At 46.0% G+C, this 17,198-nt stretch carries 18 protein-coding genes; 11 read left to right on the top strand and 7 right to left on the bottom strand.

What is annotated here, in order from left to right; translation table 11 throughout:
* The first annotated feature begins 1 nt into the window (after window position 1).
* On the top strand, window positions 2–826 hold the full coding sequence (locus AC0VYE_RS32735; protein WP_475444970.1) for a sugar phosphate isomerase/epimerase family protein: 825 nt from the start codon (window positions 2–4) through the stop codon (window positions 824–826).
* An 83-nt stretch (window positions 827–909) separates the two neighbouring features.
* Here the strand turns inward: AC0VYE_RS32735 and AC0VYE_RS32730 are convergent, their stop codons facing one another.
* Window positions 910–1,452 carry a DUF5673 domain-containing protein gene (locus tag AC0VYE_RS32730; protein ID WP_475444968.1) on the bottom strand — a complete coding sequence of 181 codons (543 nt, stop codon included), beginning with the start codon at window positions 1,450–1,452 and terminating at the stop codon, window positions 910–912.
* A gap of 546 nt (window positions 1,453–1,998) precedes the next feature.
* On the opposite strand from AC0VYE_RS32730, the gene AC0VYE_RS32725 reads away from it, so the two are divergent.
* From AC0VYE_RS32725 to AC0VYE_RS32715, 3 genes are read left to right on the top strand one after another with little or no spacing between them, the layout of a single operon-like run.
* Window positions 1,999–3,204 carry an AraC family transcriptional regulator gene (locus tag AC0VYE_RS32725; protein WP_475444966.1) on the top strand — a complete coding sequence of 402 codons (1,206 nt, stop codon included), beginning with the start codon at window positions 1,999–2,001 and terminating at the stop codon, window positions 3,202–3,204.
* 43 nt (window positions 3,205–3,247) lie between these two features.
* Window positions 3,248–4,264: an ABC transporter substrate-binding protein gene (locus tag AC0VYE_RS32720; protein ID WP_475444964.1), complete on the top strand. Its 1,017-nt coding sequence runs from the start codon at window positions 3,248–3,250 to the stop codon at window positions 4,262–4,264.
* A complete protein-coding gene (locus tag AC0VYE_RS32715) occupies window positions 4,261–5,082 on the top strand; it encodes an alpha/beta hydrolase (protein WP_475444962.1) in 822 nt (273 codons plus the stop codon). Before AC0VYE_RS32720 ends, AC0VYE_RS32715 begins: the two co-directional genes overlap by 4 nt.
* Window positions 5,083–5,169: 87 nt before the next feature.
* On the opposite strand, the gene AC0VYE_RS32710 is transcribed toward AC0VYE_RS32715, so the two are convergent.
* From AC0VYE_RS32710 to AC0VYE_RS32700, 3 genes are read right to left on the bottom strand one after another with little or no spacing between them, the layout of a single operon-like run.
* Window positions 5,170–5,715, bottom strand: a complete 546-nt coding sequence (locus AC0VYE_RS32710) for a chromate transporter (protein ID WP_076266338.1) — start codon at window positions 5,713–5,715, stop codon at window positions 5,170–5,172.
* Window positions 5,702–6,340 carry a chromate transporter gene (locus AC0VYE_RS32705; protein WP_475444960.1) on the bottom strand — a complete coding sequence of 213 codons (639 nt, stop codon included), beginning with the start codon at window positions 6,338–6,340 and terminating at the stop codon, window positions 5,702–5,704. Before AC0VYE_RS32705 ends, AC0VYE_RS32710 begins: the two co-directional genes overlap by 14 nt.
* A complete protein-coding gene (locus tag AC0VYE_RS32700) occupies window positions 6,341–6,790 on the bottom strand; it encodes an Lrp/AsnC family transcriptional regulator (RefSeq protein ID WP_339209783.1) in 450 nt (149 codons plus the stop codon). It abuts the gene before it with no gap.
* A gap of 288 nt (window positions 6,791–7,078) precedes the next feature.
* Between AC0VYE_RS32700 and ggt the strand changes: the two genes are divergently transcribed.
* The 5 genes from ggt to AC0VYE_RS32675 all read left to right on the top strand — a co-directional run bounded on the left by ggt (window position 7,079) and on the right by AC0VYE_RS32675 (window position 11,889).
* Entirely contained in the window at window positions 7,079–8,659 is a 1,581-nt protein-coding gene (gene ggt, locus AC0VYE_RS32695) for a gamma-glutamyltransferase (RefSeq protein WP_475444958.1), read from the top strand.
* A gap of 19 nt (window positions 8,660–8,678) precedes the next feature.
* Complete coding sequence (locus AC0VYE_RS32690; RefSeq protein WP_475449805.1) at window positions 8,679–9,869, top strand: amidase; 1,191 nt, start codon at window positions 8,679–8,681, stop codon at window positions 9,867–9,869.
* A gap of 19 nt (window positions 9,870–9,888) precedes the next feature.
* Window positions 9,889–10,749: a fumarylacetoacetate hydrolase family protein gene (locus tag AC0VYE_RS32685; RefSeq protein ID WP_475444956.1), complete on the top strand. Its 861-nt coding sequence runs from the start codon at window positions 9,889–9,891 to the stop codon at window positions 10,747–10,749.
* A 67-nt stretch (window positions 10,750–10,816) separates the two neighbouring features.
* Window positions 10,817–11,515: a pirin family protein gene (locus tag AC0VYE_RS32680; protein ID WP_475444954.1), complete on the top strand. Its 699-nt coding sequence runs from the start codon at window positions 10,817–10,819 to the stop codon at window positions 11,513–11,515.
* Window positions 11,516–11,562: 47 nt separating this feature from the next.
* Window positions 11,563–11,889: a hypothetical protein gene (locus tag AC0VYE_RS32675; RefSeq protein WP_076266333.1), complete on the top strand. Its 327-nt coding sequence runs from the start codon at window positions 11,563–11,565 to the stop codon at window positions 11,887–11,889.
* A gap of 200 nt (window positions 11,890–12,089) precedes the next feature.
* Here AC0VYE_RS32675 and AC0VYE_RS32670 read toward each other — a convergent pair whose 3' ends face one another.
* Window positions 12,090–12,221: a DUF4023 domain-containing protein gene (locus tag AC0VYE_RS32670; protein WP_076266332.1), complete on the bottom strand. Its 132-nt coding sequence runs from the start codon at window positions 12,219–12,221 to the stop codon at window positions 12,090–12,092.
* Window positions 12,222–12,457: 236 nt separating this feature from the next.
* On the opposite strand from AC0VYE_RS32670, the gene AC0VYE_RS32665 reads away from it, so the two are divergent.
* Together AC0VYE_RS32665 and AC0VYE_RS32660 are read left to right on the top strand one after the other, a co-directional pair.
* Window positions 12,458–13,120 (top strand): hypothetical protein, encoded by a 663-nt coding sequence (locus AC0VYE_RS32665; protein WP_475444951.1) that lies wholly within the window; start codon window positions 12,458–12,460, stop codon window positions 13,118–13,120.
* Window positions 13,121–13,285: 165 nt separating this feature from the next.
* Window positions 13,286–13,516, top strand: coding sequence for a cold-shock protein (locus AC0VYE_RS32660; RefSeq protein WP_053373644.1), 231 nt, complete (start codon window positions 13,286–13,288; stop codon window positions 13,514–13,516).
* Window positions 13,517–13,649: 133 nt separating this feature from the next.
* On the opposite strand, the gene AC0VYE_RS32655 is transcribed toward AC0VYE_RS32660, so the two are convergent.
* Window positions 13,650–15,272, bottom strand: coding sequence for a response regulator (locus tag AC0VYE_RS32655; protein WP_475444949.1), 1,623 nt, complete (start codon window positions 15,270–15,272; stop codon window positions 13,650–13,652).
* The gene (locus AC0VYE_RS32650) at window positions 15,269–17,125 is read right to left on the bottom strand and encodes a sensor histidine kinase (RefSeq protein ID WP_475444947.1); all 1,857 of its coding nucleotides are present in this window, start codon (window positions 17,123–17,125) and stop codon (window positions 15,269–15,271) included. Before AC0VYE_RS32650 ends, AC0VYE_RS32655 begins: the two co-directional genes overlap by 4 nt.
* Window positions 17,126–17,198: the final 73 nt, after the last annotated feature.

The raw sequence follows: 17,198 nt of genomic DNA, 5'->3' as shown, positions 1-17,198 counted from the left end.
GATGTCAGTCGGTGTACTCGCTCATTTATTCGGAAGCTTGCCGTACAAGGAGCTTGCTCCTAAGGTTGCGGAGAGCGGCTTCAGCCATGTGCAGCTAGCTTTGTGGAAGGCGATTAGCGATGTCGATTTCAGCAAGCCTGGGAACTTAAGCCCAGGTCTTGCGAATGCCATCGGCGAGCAGTTCGATAAGCATGGCGTTTCGATTTCGGTGCTTGGCTGCTATGTTCATTTATTTGAACGTGACGAGCAGCTGCGCCGTGCCAATGTGAATCGATTCAAGGAGCTGCTGCGTTATGCGAAGTATTTCGGAGCGCCAATGGTAGCTGCGGAAACGGGACGGAATGAAGGCGGAGACTACACTGACCGAGATTGGTCTGTGATGAAGGCGACATTAGAGGAGTTAGTAGAGGAAGCTGAGAAGTGGGGCGTCTTTGTCGGTTTAGAAGCGGCAAACAACCATTTGATTGGAACGGCTCCTGAGCTGGCTCGGATGCTGGGGGAGGTTCCTTCCTCCAATATCGGTGTCGTTATTGATCCTGGAAATCTGCTGACATCTTCTAATTTTGCGAGGCAGGATGAGGTCATTGAGCAAGCGTTCGAACTGCTCGGTGATCGTATTATCGCGGCTCATGCAAAGGATCGCATGCTGCTCGGGAGTGGCGAGCTGGCTACCGTAACTGCTGGCCTCGGACAGATGAACTATGAGTTGTATATGAAGCTTTTGAATCAATATAAGCCGCATGTACACATCATCATGGAAGAAGCGAAAGAGCATCAGATGGCGGAGTCAAAGGCTTATATTGATGGAATTCGTGCGCGGGTATAAGGACATAAAAGCGAAAAAACAGTAGACCATGGGATTCCCGAGGGCTGCTGTTTTTGTTTTTTTATATTGGAAAATAGCCCGTCCTATTCAGTTGGGATTTCATCTACATTACTTGATGTCGGAACATTTCGAAGCAGCACAAGTAATTTTTTTTTGGAATCAGCATGAACTACTCCGCGAAAAACCTGATGTTTTGTATGGATGTCGAGTGAAAATTTTGTATGGAAAGGATCTGTTTCCGTCAATTGATAATAAACAACATCCTCCCAAGGGATGACTGTTTTTGCATGGTACACGCCATCTTCACCAATTGAATAATTGATTTTACCGCCAGAGAATATAGTGGTGAGCATAATGGGAAAAACATACGCAAACCAGTGCTTATAAACGATATCCGCTAAACCAAAGATAAGCAGTATCCATAGGGTCGTAACGATAACTACATACGACAGCACCGTGAGAGTGAATTTTTTGTCGGGAATAAGGAAAGATGGATTATATACTTGAACATTTTTTTTGGATTTTTTAAATATCCGATATTGTTTATGCTCATTGTAGAAGGACCAAATGAGGATCAAGCAGCTGAGGATGTTCAATAATAATGTAAACAAAAAATCGATGTGCAATTCGGTCGCTCCTCGTATATTTGCTGTAGTTGTTAGTATAAAGGGAAATATCCGATAAGGTAGAGGAGATACTGAAAGCAGTTGAATAAGAATTGTTACTCTTCCATTGATTATAGGGATAACAATACTTTTGTACCAAGGGACTAAATTCCTATTTCATTTAAATTATATTTGATTTAAAAGAGCGCAAGCAACGAAATATAGTTTGGTAATTTCCGAAAGAGGTTTTGCGTGCATTAACTAAACGCAGAGAAAATACTACTAGAAGATGAGTTTGTTACAGAGAATCATGGAATTATGATGTACGAGCCTCTACTGGGTGATGAAGCGTATTCTATTAACAGTAACGGATAAGTTGGCAAAATAAATCGTTGTACAAAGAACTAATACTCACGATAAGAAACATGAAGCCCTTCGCATAAAGGGCTTATTTGCATTGTTAATTGATAATGATTATCACCACTGATATACTGAAAATAATAATATTTAAGTAGAGTCCTGCGTAAATAATGAATCTATTTGTTTTAGGGCAGGCTTAGGGGGATTATGATGGACTCAGATAACAGTCTTCTAGAGGAGGAGCGCATTCGGTCGTCCCGGGTGGATTTGTTGAATATCCGAAGCTTTATGGAGGAGCATTACCATGAGCCTTTATCCGTTGACCAACTGGCTAAACTGGCCAACATCAGTCCTAAATATTTTGTAGACTTGTTCAAAAAAACGTACGGTCAGAGCGCAATCGATTATTTGACGAATCTTCGCATCAATCGTGCCAAAAGATATTTGACCGAGTCGGATTTGCGGCTGAGGGAAATTGCATTGAAGGTAGGATATAGCGATGAGTTTTATTTTAGCCGGAAGTTTAAGAAAGAGGTTGGCGTCTCTCCCTCTGCTTTTATAAAAAATCCTAGGCGGCGCATCGCCGCTTATTCGCATGCCATCATGGGGCAATTGCTAGCGCTGAATTTGATACCTGCGGCTGCTCCGCTTGATTCAAAGTGGACGCCATATTACTACAATGTCTATCAAAACGAGATTAAGCTGCATATGAGCTATGGCGAGGAGAAAAGCGGGACAGAATTAAATAAGTTAATAACAGCCAGACCGGATGCCATTGTTGCAGGAGATGTTTTGCTGGAAGAGGAGAAGCAGAAGCTTGCTGGCATTGCCCCGACGTTATTTGTGCCTGCAAAGCAGACAAGCTGGCAAGAACAGCTTCATCAAATAGCATTATTTGTTGGGCGAGACCGTCAAGCCAAAGCATGGATAGAAGACTATAATCGGAAAGCGGCTTTTGCTAAACAAAAAATGGAAGAAGCAGTAGGCAAAGAAACTTTTGCCGTAATCCGCATTAATGGCAATGGCCTTCATATGTACTGCAACAGGGCAATTCATGATGTGCTTTATGAGGATTTGAGACTGAATCCCGCTTATAAGGGAGAGAAGCTCTACAATAAAGAAATATCCTTGAAGCAGCTTGAAGAGATTAATCCGGATCACTTACTGTTATTGGTCTGTCCAGAGAGGGCTTCACGTACGTATTGGCTAACGCTTCAACATCAAGTAGAATGGCGCAAGCTGAAAGCAGTAGAGAAAGGCAGCAGTTATCTTATTCCGTCTGATCCATGGTGTGAATACTCTGCTTTTGCCATTAACCGAATGCTGGATGAGATGCTGCTTCTATTCACAGGATATTGTCCAAACCCATATGCGGATAAAGTCCATGGAAGCACCCGTGCGCATGAAATATAATCTTCTTAAATGAGAAACGTTATCACAGGAGGAGATTATTTTTATGCAGGCCAGAGACTATTCATTCATTAAATCGTTCAAAAAGGGCGCACTAGTGCTGCTCGTATTCATACTGAGCATTAGCCTTCTAACCGCATGCGGCTCGCAGGGTGAAACGGAATTGACTAATCAAGAAACAGCAGTCCCGAACGAAACCGCAGCTTCTGAAGGAACGGAGACAACAGCTTCAACTCGGGTAGTGACAGATGAGCTGGATCATGAGATTACGATTCCGACTAAGCCGCTTAAGGTTTTTGCTCCATATATGGAGGATTCCATGATTGTCTTAGGCGTTAAGCCGGTGGCGCAATGGGCAGATGGGAAAAATGGGCAGTTATATTTGCAGGATCAATTAGCAGATGTGCCTAAAGTTAACTTTGTTGGCGGGCTTCCGCCCGCACCAGAGGTAGTCATGGCTTTTGAGCCGGATTTAATTATTTTGCATACAGCCTTCTATGCTGAAAATGGCGTTTATGAGAAGTACTCCAAAATTGCGCCGACTTATGTATTTAAAAACGCAGCAGGTGATCTGGTAAGCTCAGTCACAAAGCTTGGCGATTTGCTGGGCAAAGGGGCAGAGGCAGAACAGGCGCTGAAGGATTATGAAAAGAAGAAAGAGGAAGCAAAGGCAAAGCTTGCGCCTATGGCGGAAGGCAAGAAGGCTGCACTTATCAATTTTAATGGAAAAGGCATGTATATGATTGGCGGCAACTATTTTGGCGGATACGTTCTATCGCATGAACTGGGTCTTGGAAAGAGCAAGCTGGTAGAAACGAAGAACAGTATGGATGTTTCACTTGAAATTATACCGGACATAGATGCCGATTTTATTTTTACAATGAACAACAAAGGTACGGGAACTGCAAATATGAAGGAGCTCACCGACAACGCGATCTGGAAGAACACGCCATACGCCAAAGCTGGCCATGTCTATGAGGTTGACGATACTTATTGGACAGGAAGCGGACTGATTGCTTATGGAAAAATCATCAATGATGTTGTGACGCTGCTTGCACCATGAGTCATAACAATATTAGCAACCACTACGTCGAAGGCCGTTTTGAGCAAGTCATTTACTCAAATCATAAGCAGTTGGAGTATCGAATGATGATAGCCATTCCGAGCGATCCGCCTCCGGCAGAGGGCTATCCAATTATTTATGCTCTGGATGGGGATGCTGTATTCGCTACCTTTGCGGAGGCCGCTCGCCTTCAAACACGCAAGCCGCATGGTTATGATCCTGTAGTTATAGTGGGCATCGGTTACCCTTCAAGGGAACCCTTTGAGATGAGCAGGCGATGTTATGATTTCACAATGCCAGCAGAGGTTCAGAACCTGCCTGCTCGCCCGAATGGGCAGGAGTGGCCAGAGCATGGGGGCGCGGATGCGTTCCTCCAATTTATTGAGACGGAGCTGCGCCCCGCGATTGAGAAACAATATCCGATTAATACGACAAGACAAAGCCTGTTTGGGCACTCGCTGGGAGGTTTGCTAGTCCTTCATGCCTTATTTACAAGGCCTCAAGCATTTCAAAACTATGCAGCAGGGAGTCCCTCTATTTGGTGGAATCATCATGCTGTGCTGGAGGAAGCCGAAGCTTTTGAGAAGAGTTTCATAAAAGAGGGCAATCTACCGAGGCTGATGCTGACTATTGGTGCAGACGAGCTTCCGGCTATGGTGAAGGATGCAGAACAGCTTGCTGAGCGGCTGCTGCCCCTTGCGGAAAAAGGCTTTTATTCTGAAATGGTGAAATTTTGTGATGAGAGTCATGTCAGTGTGCTGCCAGCGGCAATTAGCAGAGTATTGCGGTTTGCGTTATCGAGCAATCATAAGGGATGATTATTTAGTTTGAGAAAACCTCTAGGGCGAACCCCAGTAGACATTTGCTACTCGGATTCGCCCTATTAGTTATTTCCTATTAGTTATTTATAGTACGTTCAAATGAGGAATAACAAGACCGCCATAGGCGAATGCGATAACGATGACGATGGCAGGATGAATTTTGCGGAACTGCATCGCCCAGAAAGCGACTGCTGCAATAATGAGCGATTGCACAATTCCGATCGATTCGATTGAGCTTTCAGCCATTTGCCATGTAAGCAGCAGCATCATTATGGCAATTACGGGCTGTACAAGCAGCGTCATTCCTTTGACTACAGGCGATTGACGATGCTTCTGCAGCACCTTAAGAAGTAGAATGAGCGCAACAGCGGATGGAACAATCGTTGCAGCTAATGCGACAATTAAGCCGATCCAGCCGCCGACGTCGTAGCCGACAAAAGCGGCTATTTTAGTTGCAATCGGGCCTGGGAGTGCATTGCCAAGCGCCAGTATGTTTGAGAATTCTACTGGAGTCGTCCACTGATGATTCGTTACAATCTCCCTGTACATAAGCGGAATAGAGGCTGGTCCGCCCCCGTAGCCAAGCACATTAGCGATAAAAAATCCGATAATTAAATTAATCCATTCCACGCGTTACACCCTCCTTCTGCTGGCTGCTTCGGAGCTGCTTCTGCTTTTTTTTGCGCTGAAGGGCTGCAACTGTTTTTAGATGAAAAGCACCGTAACCAAGAAATAAAAGAATGACGATAGCAGGATGAATATGAATGCCTTGCAGCAGTCCAAATGCTAATGCAAAAAAACCAAAGCCGACGTATTTGCCAAGCCCTTTGACGGCACGTTCCCCGAATTCATAGGCCATCATGCCAAGCATGACAGCGATGACAGGCGTTACCGCACCGATCATACCTTGTATGAAGGCTGCGCTGCTGAGGAATTGAACCGTCGTTAATAGCAGAATCATTGCAACAGCAGAAGGAATGATATGGGCGAGAACAGACACGATAGCGCCTAGAGTACCTTTTTCGCGATACCCTAAATAGGCGGCAATCTTTGTTGCGATCGGACCTGGCAGTGCATTCGCAAGCGCAAGAATTTCGCCGAATTCCTCATCTTCTATCCATTTATAGTTCGTAACTGCCTCATATCGAATCAGCGGGATAACGGACGGGCCGCCCCCGTAGCCAAGAATACCTGTCTTCATCATCGCCCATGAAAGCTGTATGTAGCGGTTATTCATTATTTTGACAGCCATCATCTACAGCCTCATTCCCATTCGACTCTTGTAACGATTAATTAACACCTGACAATCGACGCTCATAATGCCGGGCAGTGTGTAAAGCTTATCTTTGAGAAAATGCTCCATCTCCTGATTGTTGCGAAACAGACCATGCATATGCAGTTTACTCGGTCCAGTCATATGGTAGAGGCTTGTGACAAACGGCTCTGTCGAAAGCTGATCAGCAACGGCGTGCAGATGCTTAGGCTCTACCTCCACATTGAAAAAAGCCGATACATTTATGCCGATTCGCTCAGGATTAATGACAGCTGTGAATCGTTCGATGACACCGCCATCCATCAACGCATTAATCCGGGATTGGACCGCTACTCGCGACAATCCAATCTCCTTCGCTAAGTCTGTGTAAGATATTCTTCCATTAATATTGAGCTCAGCAATGATTTTACGATCAATATCATCAATTTCCATTATTTTTGGTTCATCAAAAAGCTTTTCTTGCACTTGTTCATCAGCTCCAATTATATTTCATTATTTTGCAAGGTGTCTTGTAATACCGAGTTTTAATTACCATATGTATAAATATATACACATCACCATTCGTTTTCAACACAATTAATAAAAAGAAGTTACATTTTTATTGCCTATCATTCTCTGAGGTGGTATTTTAAAAGAATACACAATGTTATATTATCTAACATATAAATAAGTGAATTGCGAGTTTGATTAGAGTTATATCCATTTTTAGGGGTGGTAGATATGAATCAATCGGTCATCGGAACCAAAGCTATGGTTGTCAGCCCTCATTATTTAGCTACTGCGGCTGGCGCTCGTATGCTTGCGCAAGGTGGGAATGCTTACGATGCAGCTGTCGCTGTGAGCGCATGTCTTGCCGTCGTTTATCCGCATATGACAAGTCTTGGAGGAGACTCCTTCTGGCTCGGCTATCATCATAGTGAAGGGAAAGTACGCGGTTATAATGCCAGCGGCCGATCTGGATATAAAGCTAGTATTAGTGCTTACGATGGCTTGTCGGCGATTCCAAATCGGGGCATTGGTAGCATCGTAACGGTGCCCGGCATGGTAGACGGCTGGGATGCGGTTCACCGAGAGTATGGCAGACTGGACTGGGCGCAGGTGCTGGCACCCGCTATTGATTACGCCGCAAATGGCTTCCCTATGTCGAATGATCAATATCAAAATACAGTTCATAATGAAATTGTTCTTGCGAGAACACTCGAAACAGCAGATATATACTTGCCAAACGGGCAGGTGGTTAAGGTTGGCGAGCGATTTAAGCAGCCTGCGCTTGCGAAGACGCTGCGCCGTTTAGCTGAATTCGGGCGCGATGAATTTTATAAAGGCGAAACCGCGAAGGAAATGACGAGTTTTTTGGGCAAACAAAATGGTCTGCTTGCTGCAGATGATTTTGCGGATCATCATGGCGACTGGGTACTCCCGATTGAGGGCACTTACCGAGGGTATACGCTTCATCAGATGCCTCCCAATTCACAAGGCTTCTCCGCTATTATGGCACTTCAAATACTAGAGCAGTTTAAGCTCGGTGAAATTGAACATGGCTCCCATCATTATTATCAGCTGTGCGTCGAGGCATTAAAGCTAAGCTTCCGTGACCGGAACAAATATTTATCAGACCCTGCATTTACGAGCATACCGCTTGAGCGGCTCTTGGATAAAAACTATGCGGCAGCGCTTGCTGCTTCAATTGAGTTAAACCATGCTTCATGCGAGAAATCAGAGGTGCTGGGCAGCGATACCGCCTATGCAGCAGTTGTGGATGAGGAAGGGAATTCCGTCTCCTTCATTCAAAGTCTGTACTTCGAGTTTGGATCGGGCATTGTAGCGGGTAATACTGGTGTTTTATTGCAAAACCGCGGCTCGTTTTTCTCGCTTGATCCGAATCATGTGAACAGTCTGAAGCCAGCTAAAAGGACATTTCACACCTTAATGCCAGCGATGGCATGTCGTGATGGCAAACCTGCTGTGCTGTATGGCACGCAAGGTGGCGAGGGCCAGCCTCAGACGCAAACGGCGATATTTACCCGGATGATTGATTATGGCATGAATCCTCAGCAAGCGATAAATGAACCTAGATGGGTATGGGGCCGAACGTGGGGAGAGCCAACGCAGGAGCTGAAAATAGAAGGACGTGTTTCTGCAGACGTACTAGCATCGCTGGCGCAGGCAGGCCACACGGTGAAGAAAGTGAAGGACTTCGACGGCATTATGGGCCATGCCCATGCGATTATGCGAGATGAGCAAGGGTTACTGCAAGGCGGATCGGATCCGCGCTGCGATGGCGCAGCAATGGGATGGTAAAGAGGAGGCGGGGATCTTGATGAAGCAAAGCTGGAATGCGTATGCGACGGAACAGCTTGAGATAGAGCCTTTAGCTGAAGGTGTCTTAAGCGGTAAAACGTATGCGGCAAAAGATGTATTCGATATTGCTGGACATATCTCAAGTGCAGGCAATCCCGACTGGCTGCGAACACATGACGAGGCAGATAAGCACGCTTCAGTCATAAATCGGCTGCTTAGAAGCGGAGCGACATTAAAAGGAACGACCATTACGGATGAATTGATGTACAGCATCAATGGAGAAAATGCTCATTATGGAACCCCGGTGAATCCTAAAGCGTTTGGCCGGATACCCGGAGGCTCCTCCAGCGGATCAGCTGTTGCGGTGGCGGCAGGATTAGCAGACTTCGCTATTGGAACGGATACGGGAGGCTCCATTCGAGTGCCATCCGCCTATTGTGGAATTTATGGAATACGGCCTACGCATGGTGCAGTGGATACGAATGGGCTAATACCGCTGGCGCCTAGCTTCGATACGGTAGGCTGGATGGCCCGAGATGCGCAGACATTGCTTCAAGTGGGCGGTGTACTGCTTGATGAGCAAGGGAGCAGTAAGGAGACATTCACGCGAATGGTGTTTGCTGAGGATGTCTGGGCATTGACGGATGAGCATACATCTGCAGCTTCGTCGCAATATTTTCCAATGCTGCATGATTTAGCCCAGAGGCATGAACAAGCCGTCATTGCGCCAAACGGGCTGCGAGAGTGGGTGAATGCTTTTCGGATTATTCAAGGATTAGAGATTTGGCGTGAGCATCGGGACTGGATATTGCGCGAGCAGCCTGCCTTCGGACCGGGCATAGCGGAGCGGTTTGCTTGGGCGAGCACGCTGCGGCAAGAGGATAGTGGTACAGCTTTCATTATTCGGGAAGAAGCGCGGGCGCTTATGGATGAATGGCTTGGAGAGGATACGGTGCTCGTTGTGCCCACCGTGCCTGCGATAGCGCCGCTGCTAGGATTATCGGGCTCGGAGGTTGAGCAGCGTCGCGCGCGAACGCTCGAAATGAGCTGTTTAGCAGGGCTGGCTGGGCTTCCTCAGATTACGGTTCCGATTGCAGGCGAGCTGGGTTGTCCGATTGGTCTATCCTTCATTGCGGGTAGAGGTCAGGATATGAGGCTGTTGAAATGGGTGGCTGATCACGTCTCGACACGAATAAAGCCATTAAGCTAAAGAAAAGGAGCTGCTGGCAATGAAAATATCGACGGTAAAAAGGAATGGCAAGGAGCTCGCTGCGATACCAAGTGCAAAGGGCCTTGTTCTTATAGAAACGATTAATGAGGCGGAGAATGCCAGCTGGAGTACAGAGCTGTTCGAGCTTATTCGTTTGGGTGAACTGGAGCTTTTAACAAAATGGTATGAAGGAGTAGGAAAGGAAAAGTTGAAGCGATTGCCAGCGATTCCTTATGAGGATGTACAGTACGCTCCGCTATATCGTCACCCTCGCAAAATTTGGGGTATCGGCATGAACTACGTAAAGGATGCGGCAGAATTAGCGTTGGCGGACCCAAATGAAGAGCCAGTCAGCTTCATCAAGCCGGATACGACGATTATCGGCCCGCTTGATGCGATACATATTCCAGAGGGAGTTGGGAAAATCACAGCAGAAGCTGAACTCGGCATTATTATCGGAAAAACCTGCAAAAATATATCAGAATCTGAAGTGTATGACGTCATTGCCGGGTATACGACGACAATTGATGTTACGGCAGCTGATATTCATGCTAGACATCAGAGGTTTTTATCGAGGGCCAAAAGCTTCGATACCTTTTTCAGCTTCGGGCCGGAGTTCATCACGAAGGATGAGATTCCTGATTTGTTAGAGCTGAATGTGGAAACCGCAATCAATGGCGAGGTCGCACATCGCAATAAGGTATTCAATATGAAGTTCCGCCCTTTTGCAGCTGTTGCTTTTCATTCCAGAGTGATGACGCTGCTGCCGGGCGACATTATGATGACAGGAACACCAGGCGCTGTCGTTATTCGCGGCGGAGATATAGTAGGCTGCCATATCAATGGTTTCGAGCCGCTGCTGAATACTGTTCAATTTTAGCTTGCTCGGAGAATGAAAAACTGCTATATATAAGTAAGTAAATAAAAACTTGTTTGGAGGAGAGACGATGATCGACGTATTCCCCGCGGCATCGCGGCATTCGGCGGATCTAGGCTGGCTGCGCAGCCACCCAAGCTTCTCATTCGGAGCTTATCATGATCCGAATCGAACAGGCTTTAGTGTGATGCGTGTGTGCAATGACGATTATTTGGCTCCGGAAAAAGGCTTTGGCGCGCATCCACATAGCGACATGGAAATCGTATCTATCGTATTGAATGGCCGCATTAGACATGAGGATAACATGGGCAACTCGGTCGTGTCCTCGTTTGGCGAGGTACAACGGATGTCAGCTGGCACGGGCGTTATCCACACGGAATTTAACGCATCAGAAGATCAAGAGCTGCGTTTGCTCCAGCTGTGGTTCATGCCGCAGGAACGAGGAATGAAACCTTCTTATGAAGCGAGCCGATTCGATGTAGACAAGCTGCATAATGCACTGCTTCCTGTCGTTTCAAATCAAGAATTGGAACAGGTTGCCTCGATAAATCAGAATATGACGATTTATCTGAGCAAGTTGGAGCAAGGAAATCAGCTTGAATACGTTGTTGAACCGGGACGCAAGCAATTTATATATATTATTGAAGGTGAAATGTCGGTTCACGGAGAAACGCTTTTTACCGGTGATGAGGCACAAATTGAGGCAGCTGAGGAGCTTACACTCACCGCTGCGGCTCCAGCCTTTTTTATGCTGATCGATTTGACTTAGGCTTTCGAAGTAAGTTTGCATTCGCAAACTTTTGAGGAGGGATAAAAATGAAACAAACGTTTCTTGTTAAACATGCGGTGGGTGGACGGATGTTTATTGATTCGAATAAGCTGGAAGTGCCCTATACGCTTGTTCCACAGGGGGAAGGCTGGCGATTCACGGTTTCTGTGCCATGGAGCGAAAGTATCGAAGAGCTGCTTGCGCATAAAGCGGAGCTGAACGTGTTTGTTTTCCAAGAGTTTGACGATCAGCCAACGCTAAAAACGTGGTATTACGTCAAAGACGGTCCAGTTGAATATAACGCTGACCAGAACAGTCTCACGATTGTAGCGGATTCTCATATCGCCTATTACCCTCACGAGTATTCGGTTTAAAAGCGTGAGGCAATCATGTGCTATTATCAATTTGTTCACATAGACCAGTCAGACATGTTTTCACATGTAGGGCTGGTCTTTATTTGTATCCATACATGTCGGAGTTGTCCTGCGATTGAAAGAGATGACCTTCTCCGGAAAGCAAGAAAGGTGCTGCCACCCTGCGGCGACAGCACCTTATCTAAGCCTTATTCAATCATTTATTTATTGGTGCTGTGCTGCTTATTTACAAGTCTCTCTGCAGGGTTGCCGTTGCCGTTTCTTCTTTTGTTGAGTTCGGCTTTACGCTGCGTAGCCTGTACCTTTTGGACAAACTCACTTGTGCTTTCCAATTGTATTTCCTCCTCGTTTTTTTGGCATTCTTTCCAACTTCCTTAATTAGAATATCCAACATTTTAAAAAACTGGCGATAACGTCATTTATTTTGAGAAAATCGATTGATTGTAGCATTGAGCTCCTTTATGATACCGATATGTACTACCCTTTTGATAAAGTCATTTACGTTAACTATATAGGGAAGATTTATATATGCACTTCAATTGATCGTACGAGCGGAGCGAGAATAATCATGTTTAGAGTCATAGCGAGGGCGCAAATGAAAGAAGGCTTTGAGATGGAAGCCATCGAAGCGGCAAAAAAGTCAGATGCTGTACAGCAGCTAATAGAGCAAGGGGAGATTATGACGGTTGGCTGCTTCCAATGGGAGCGAAATGTGTTCATTTACTGTGAGTGCATCGATCGAGTGCTCGAGCCCGAAGAGTTGCTTCCAGAGATGGCTGCTTTTTTGGAGGATTGGCCTGGATATTCAGCTGCGCGCAAATGGATTCCGATGATTGATGTCTTCCATTTCAACGAGCCAGCCAGCTGTGATCATTGGCTTCGCAAAGAAACGGTTGAACGGCGTGTTGGAAGAGTAGCGCACTTAAAGCCGGAGATGGCAGCAAGCTATATTTATTTTCATTATCAGCTCCAAGAGGAGCGGGCTTTCCATGGGCCGAAGTATGAAATCATTGCGATGCATGAGAATTTGCTGTTTGGTTATCAGGAATTTCCTGCCGTCGTCGAGGAGCCCATATTGTCAGGGAAGCTTAGTACGACAGGGACTCCTGTTAATTGGAGCGATTCTAGAATGGATCTTCATTTTCAACCTTGGGAGGATGGGCATTTGTATTTCAAACCGATTGAGCAGCTGTTTGCGCATTACTGTCACTCTCCAAAAAAAAGGCGCTAAAATATAGGCTGATATTTGCCTTTATTGGACGAAATATGGTACAATAAAATCAATTGCAAGTTTGAAGCAAATATTCACAATACACTGCTGTTTATAAATGATAACTGCCCCTTACTCTAAGTTCGAGGCAGTTTTTCCTTTTTTATCGCGAAGGGGGCTGACCATATGTACAATCGTAAAAAACCGCTTGAAGAAATTCCGGAAGAAAACACGAAGGTATGGACATGCGAGACGGAAGGGTGCAACAGTTGGATGCGCGATAACTTTGCGTTTGATCACGTTCCTACTTGTTTAATCTGCCATGAACCAATGGTCAGTGGCGAGAAGATGCTGCCCGCGCTCAATAACTCCAATAGTGACATGAAGACGTTGAAGAAGGGTACACCGATTATGTAGGTGTCTTTCTCAGACAAAGAGAAGCTGAGTTTTGCTCGGTTGGTTAACGCCAATTGAACGAAGCTCAGCTTTTTTTTGCTTTTGAATCAATTTATGGAGCTGACTTTATCCCTTATGCGAGAGCAGGTTTCCGCTAACTATCCCCGCTGTAATGGTGTTTCCTATAGTCGTTGGGGGAGCAGTTCGTACGTTTCTTGAAGACGCGGCTAAAATATTTCTCATCCTGAAAGCCAACCAGCTCAGCAACCTGAGCGATCTTTAACTGCCCGTTCGCCAAAAGCTCCTTTGCCCGCTTGATCCGAACCTCCGCAATAAAATCAGATAAATTGCCATTCGTCTCCTGCTTGAATTTGCGCGAAATGTATTCTCTGCTTAAATAAAAGCGCTCGGATATATCCTGCAGCGTGATCTCCTCGTGAGGATGCTGTTCAATATAGGCAGCGATGTCCTCAATGACACTACGTTCCTTGTCATGTTCAGCCAAACGCAAGGAAACGTCACACGTTTCTGTAAAAACGCCCTGTTTCCACTGCTCGTAATCAAAAAAACCATTGGCATCCAAGGATAAGAGTGTCTGATCCTCAATTAATTCGGATTTGTTTCCACTTTTGTTTTTGTCGCTTTTGTATTCCCATATAGACTTGGCGAATTCGAATTGCTGACGCCAGTTCATTAGCTGCTCTTGCGAGATGAATCCTGCTTGATCAAGGGAATCGAACCAAGGCTTTAAAGCGCGGCGGATTTGTTCTTTGTTGCCGCTTTGCACAGCAAATTTTATTTTTTCTTCATGCTCGCTAAAGAGCAGAAGCGTGTTTTTGTGCTGATGAACTGCTGCCTCAAAAGTATGGCAATACGAATCGTTAACGAGCAAATTCCGGCGCAAAAGCGCATGCTTCGCTTGCTGATAAGCGGTGGCTACTGATGAAGGAAAAGCTGCAGCATGCCCGAGTCCAAAATGAAACCGCGTCTTCAATATCACAAATATCGCATCGTTCATTTCCTTGATTAACGCAGGCGCCAGCTCTCCATCTCCCCAAAACAGCAGCAATAGCTCCTGCTCCTGTCCGCGGTGGCGAAGCGCGAAGCCGATTTCTTTTTCCTTTAGAAATTCATTGCAAATATTCGTCAAGGTGAACAGCAGCAAATCGAGTCCTGAGGCAAATTTCTCTCTGATGAACGGAGAAGCAAGCTCAAGCTTGACCAGTGCAATACGTGCACGAGGTATAGGTCTCGTAATCCCTAACTCCAGTCTGAGCGTATCTGCAAAGTTCGAGTAGGAGCCGGGTTCGTTGATCATTGCCGAAAAATATTGCTCCAAGTACATCGGCTTAAGCTGATTAAGCTCGATATTCATCCTCGTCTTGCGGCATCGCTCCTGCTCCTCCGCGGTATAGCAGCTCACTGCTTTCGCTAATGCACTAACGAGCTGCTCTGCATCAATGGGCTTCAAAATATAATCGATTCCGCCGTATTTGACCGCATGGCGAACGAGGCTAAAGTCGTCATGGCCGCTAATGACGATGATTTTGCTGGAGGGCGCATGCTCAGCCGCCCATTGCAGCAGCTCCGTGCCATTCATATTAGGCATCATCATATCGGTGAAAATAATTTCTGGCCGTTCCGTGCGAATTAAAGCAGTAGCGGCGATACCGTCTTGTGCCTCAAGCAGTGTATCGATGCCGTAATCATCCCAAGGGACGAGCAGTCGTATCGCTTCCCTCACATGCTTCTCATCGTCAATGATTAATGCCTTCATCGTTCATTCTCCTTTGCCAGCGGAATATGAATCGTAACGGAAAAGCCATGCGGCTTCACGTGACGCAGCTCCATAGCAGCCGTTTTGTTAAAATGCAGGCGCAGACGCGAAAGCACGTTAGGCAGGCCAATGCCGCCCTCTTCTTGATCATTCGGCTGCCCGGTTCCGATGGGAGGCATTTTCTCCAGTTGAAGCCGCACCTCTTGCAGCCGATCCTCGGACACGCCGCAGCCATTATCTTGAACCGTAATCGAAAGCCATCCCCCTTGTTTATCCAAAACGCTGGTAATCAGAAGTTCCGAAGGCTCCTCCGATGATTGCACAAACCCATGCTTAAAAAAGTTTTCGAGCAGCGGCTGCAAAATCATTTTTGGAACGAGTATTTGCCTTGTCTGCTCATCGATTAGCAACTGCACATGGAGAGCTGTATCAAAACGCTGTTTCTGCAAATCAAGATAGGCCTGAACATAATCGAGCTCCCGGCGCAGCTCCACGACCGAGTCCATGGCGTTCATTTGATAGCGCATCATTTTCCCAAGAGACGTAATGAGTGAATACGCTTTGGTGTCGCCGTGCTGCAGTGAAACCGTACCGATCGATTGCAGCGCATTATAGAGAAAGTGCGGATTTACCTGAGCTTGCAGCGCTTTCAACTCATTGGTTTTATTGGCAATCTCAAGCCGATATTCGGTCAAAATGAGATTGTTGATAGTCTGCATCATCGAGCGGAACCGCCTTGCGAGCAGGCCGATTTCATCATTGCTGTGTATGTCGATCGCTACATTCAAATTGCCCGTCTCAATCTTGTTCACATAACCGATTAAGCGAAGCAGCGGCTTCGTAAACCGAATTGAAATGAACAAAGTGGCTAATACGACAATGGCTAGAAAAGCGATTCCGACTGCCGTATTAATGCGGGCAATCCGATCGGCAGCGCTGAAGAGATGCTTGTAGGGCGTCTGTTTGATTAAATACCAGTCCATGTAAGGCGTCTTAATCCGATCATAAAAAATCATGCCCTTAAATGATTCCTCTTTCCAGTCAAAATGGCCGCTGTCCTGCCCGGAGCTGAGAATCGTCCCCAGCCAGCTCTGTTTAGCTGACGTACCGATTTCGTTTTTATCTGAAGAAAGCACGATTTGACCATTCGAATCCGCAATATAAAAGCTTTCCTCACCGCCGTCATAGAGCTGGCGATTTAAATCCTCTAATACATTCAATCTCACATCGATAGACAATTCAGCAAGCAGCTCATCACTTGGAGCGAGGAAGATCGGACGATGGAGCGTAAATACCATCTCCTCGCTTGCCGAAGATTTGAGATCAACGAGTCCGTAATTATGGCTCATATGCGTAGGCTCTATATATGCTTTCTTAAAGGTTTGTGGAATGGGAACATTATTTCGCCCAACCTTAATGTCGTCATTCCATAGTAGATACGTTGCGTTTTGGTTGACCGCATAAAGCCTTACTTTATGAAATTCGCTGACGCTTTGATACATGTTGTACAAATGATCCTTCAGCAGGTTGCGATTGCGGATGACGTCGGTAATATCGTTCGGGAATACCTCATCCTCCATGCTGTGCTCCAAAATGTAATACAAGGAGCGCGGAACGTTCATTGCGTTGTAGACAGCGAGCGACTTCTGATTGATGTTGTTCATGTAGTTCATAATGTTGGTTTTCCCGAGCGACAGCAATCGATTGTTGCGGGCAATTGCATCCTCCGTAATCGATTTGGTTGTCGCATTATAAGAGATAATCATCGAGGTTGCAATCGGCAAAATCGTAGCTGCGAGCAGCAAAAGCATGAGCTTTTTGCGAATCGTGTTAAATGGCTTAATCGTATTCATGATCACAATCGCCCGCTTTCTGTCTAAGTCACTCTTGCATAAACACAGTAACCGATCCTGCTGCGGATGGTCA

Source organism: Pristimantibacillus sp. Z349TD_6 (assembly GCF_056173205.1).
The sequence above is the reverse complement of the archived record's forward strand: the minus strand, read 5'-3'. Positions and strand labels throughout refer to the sequence as shown.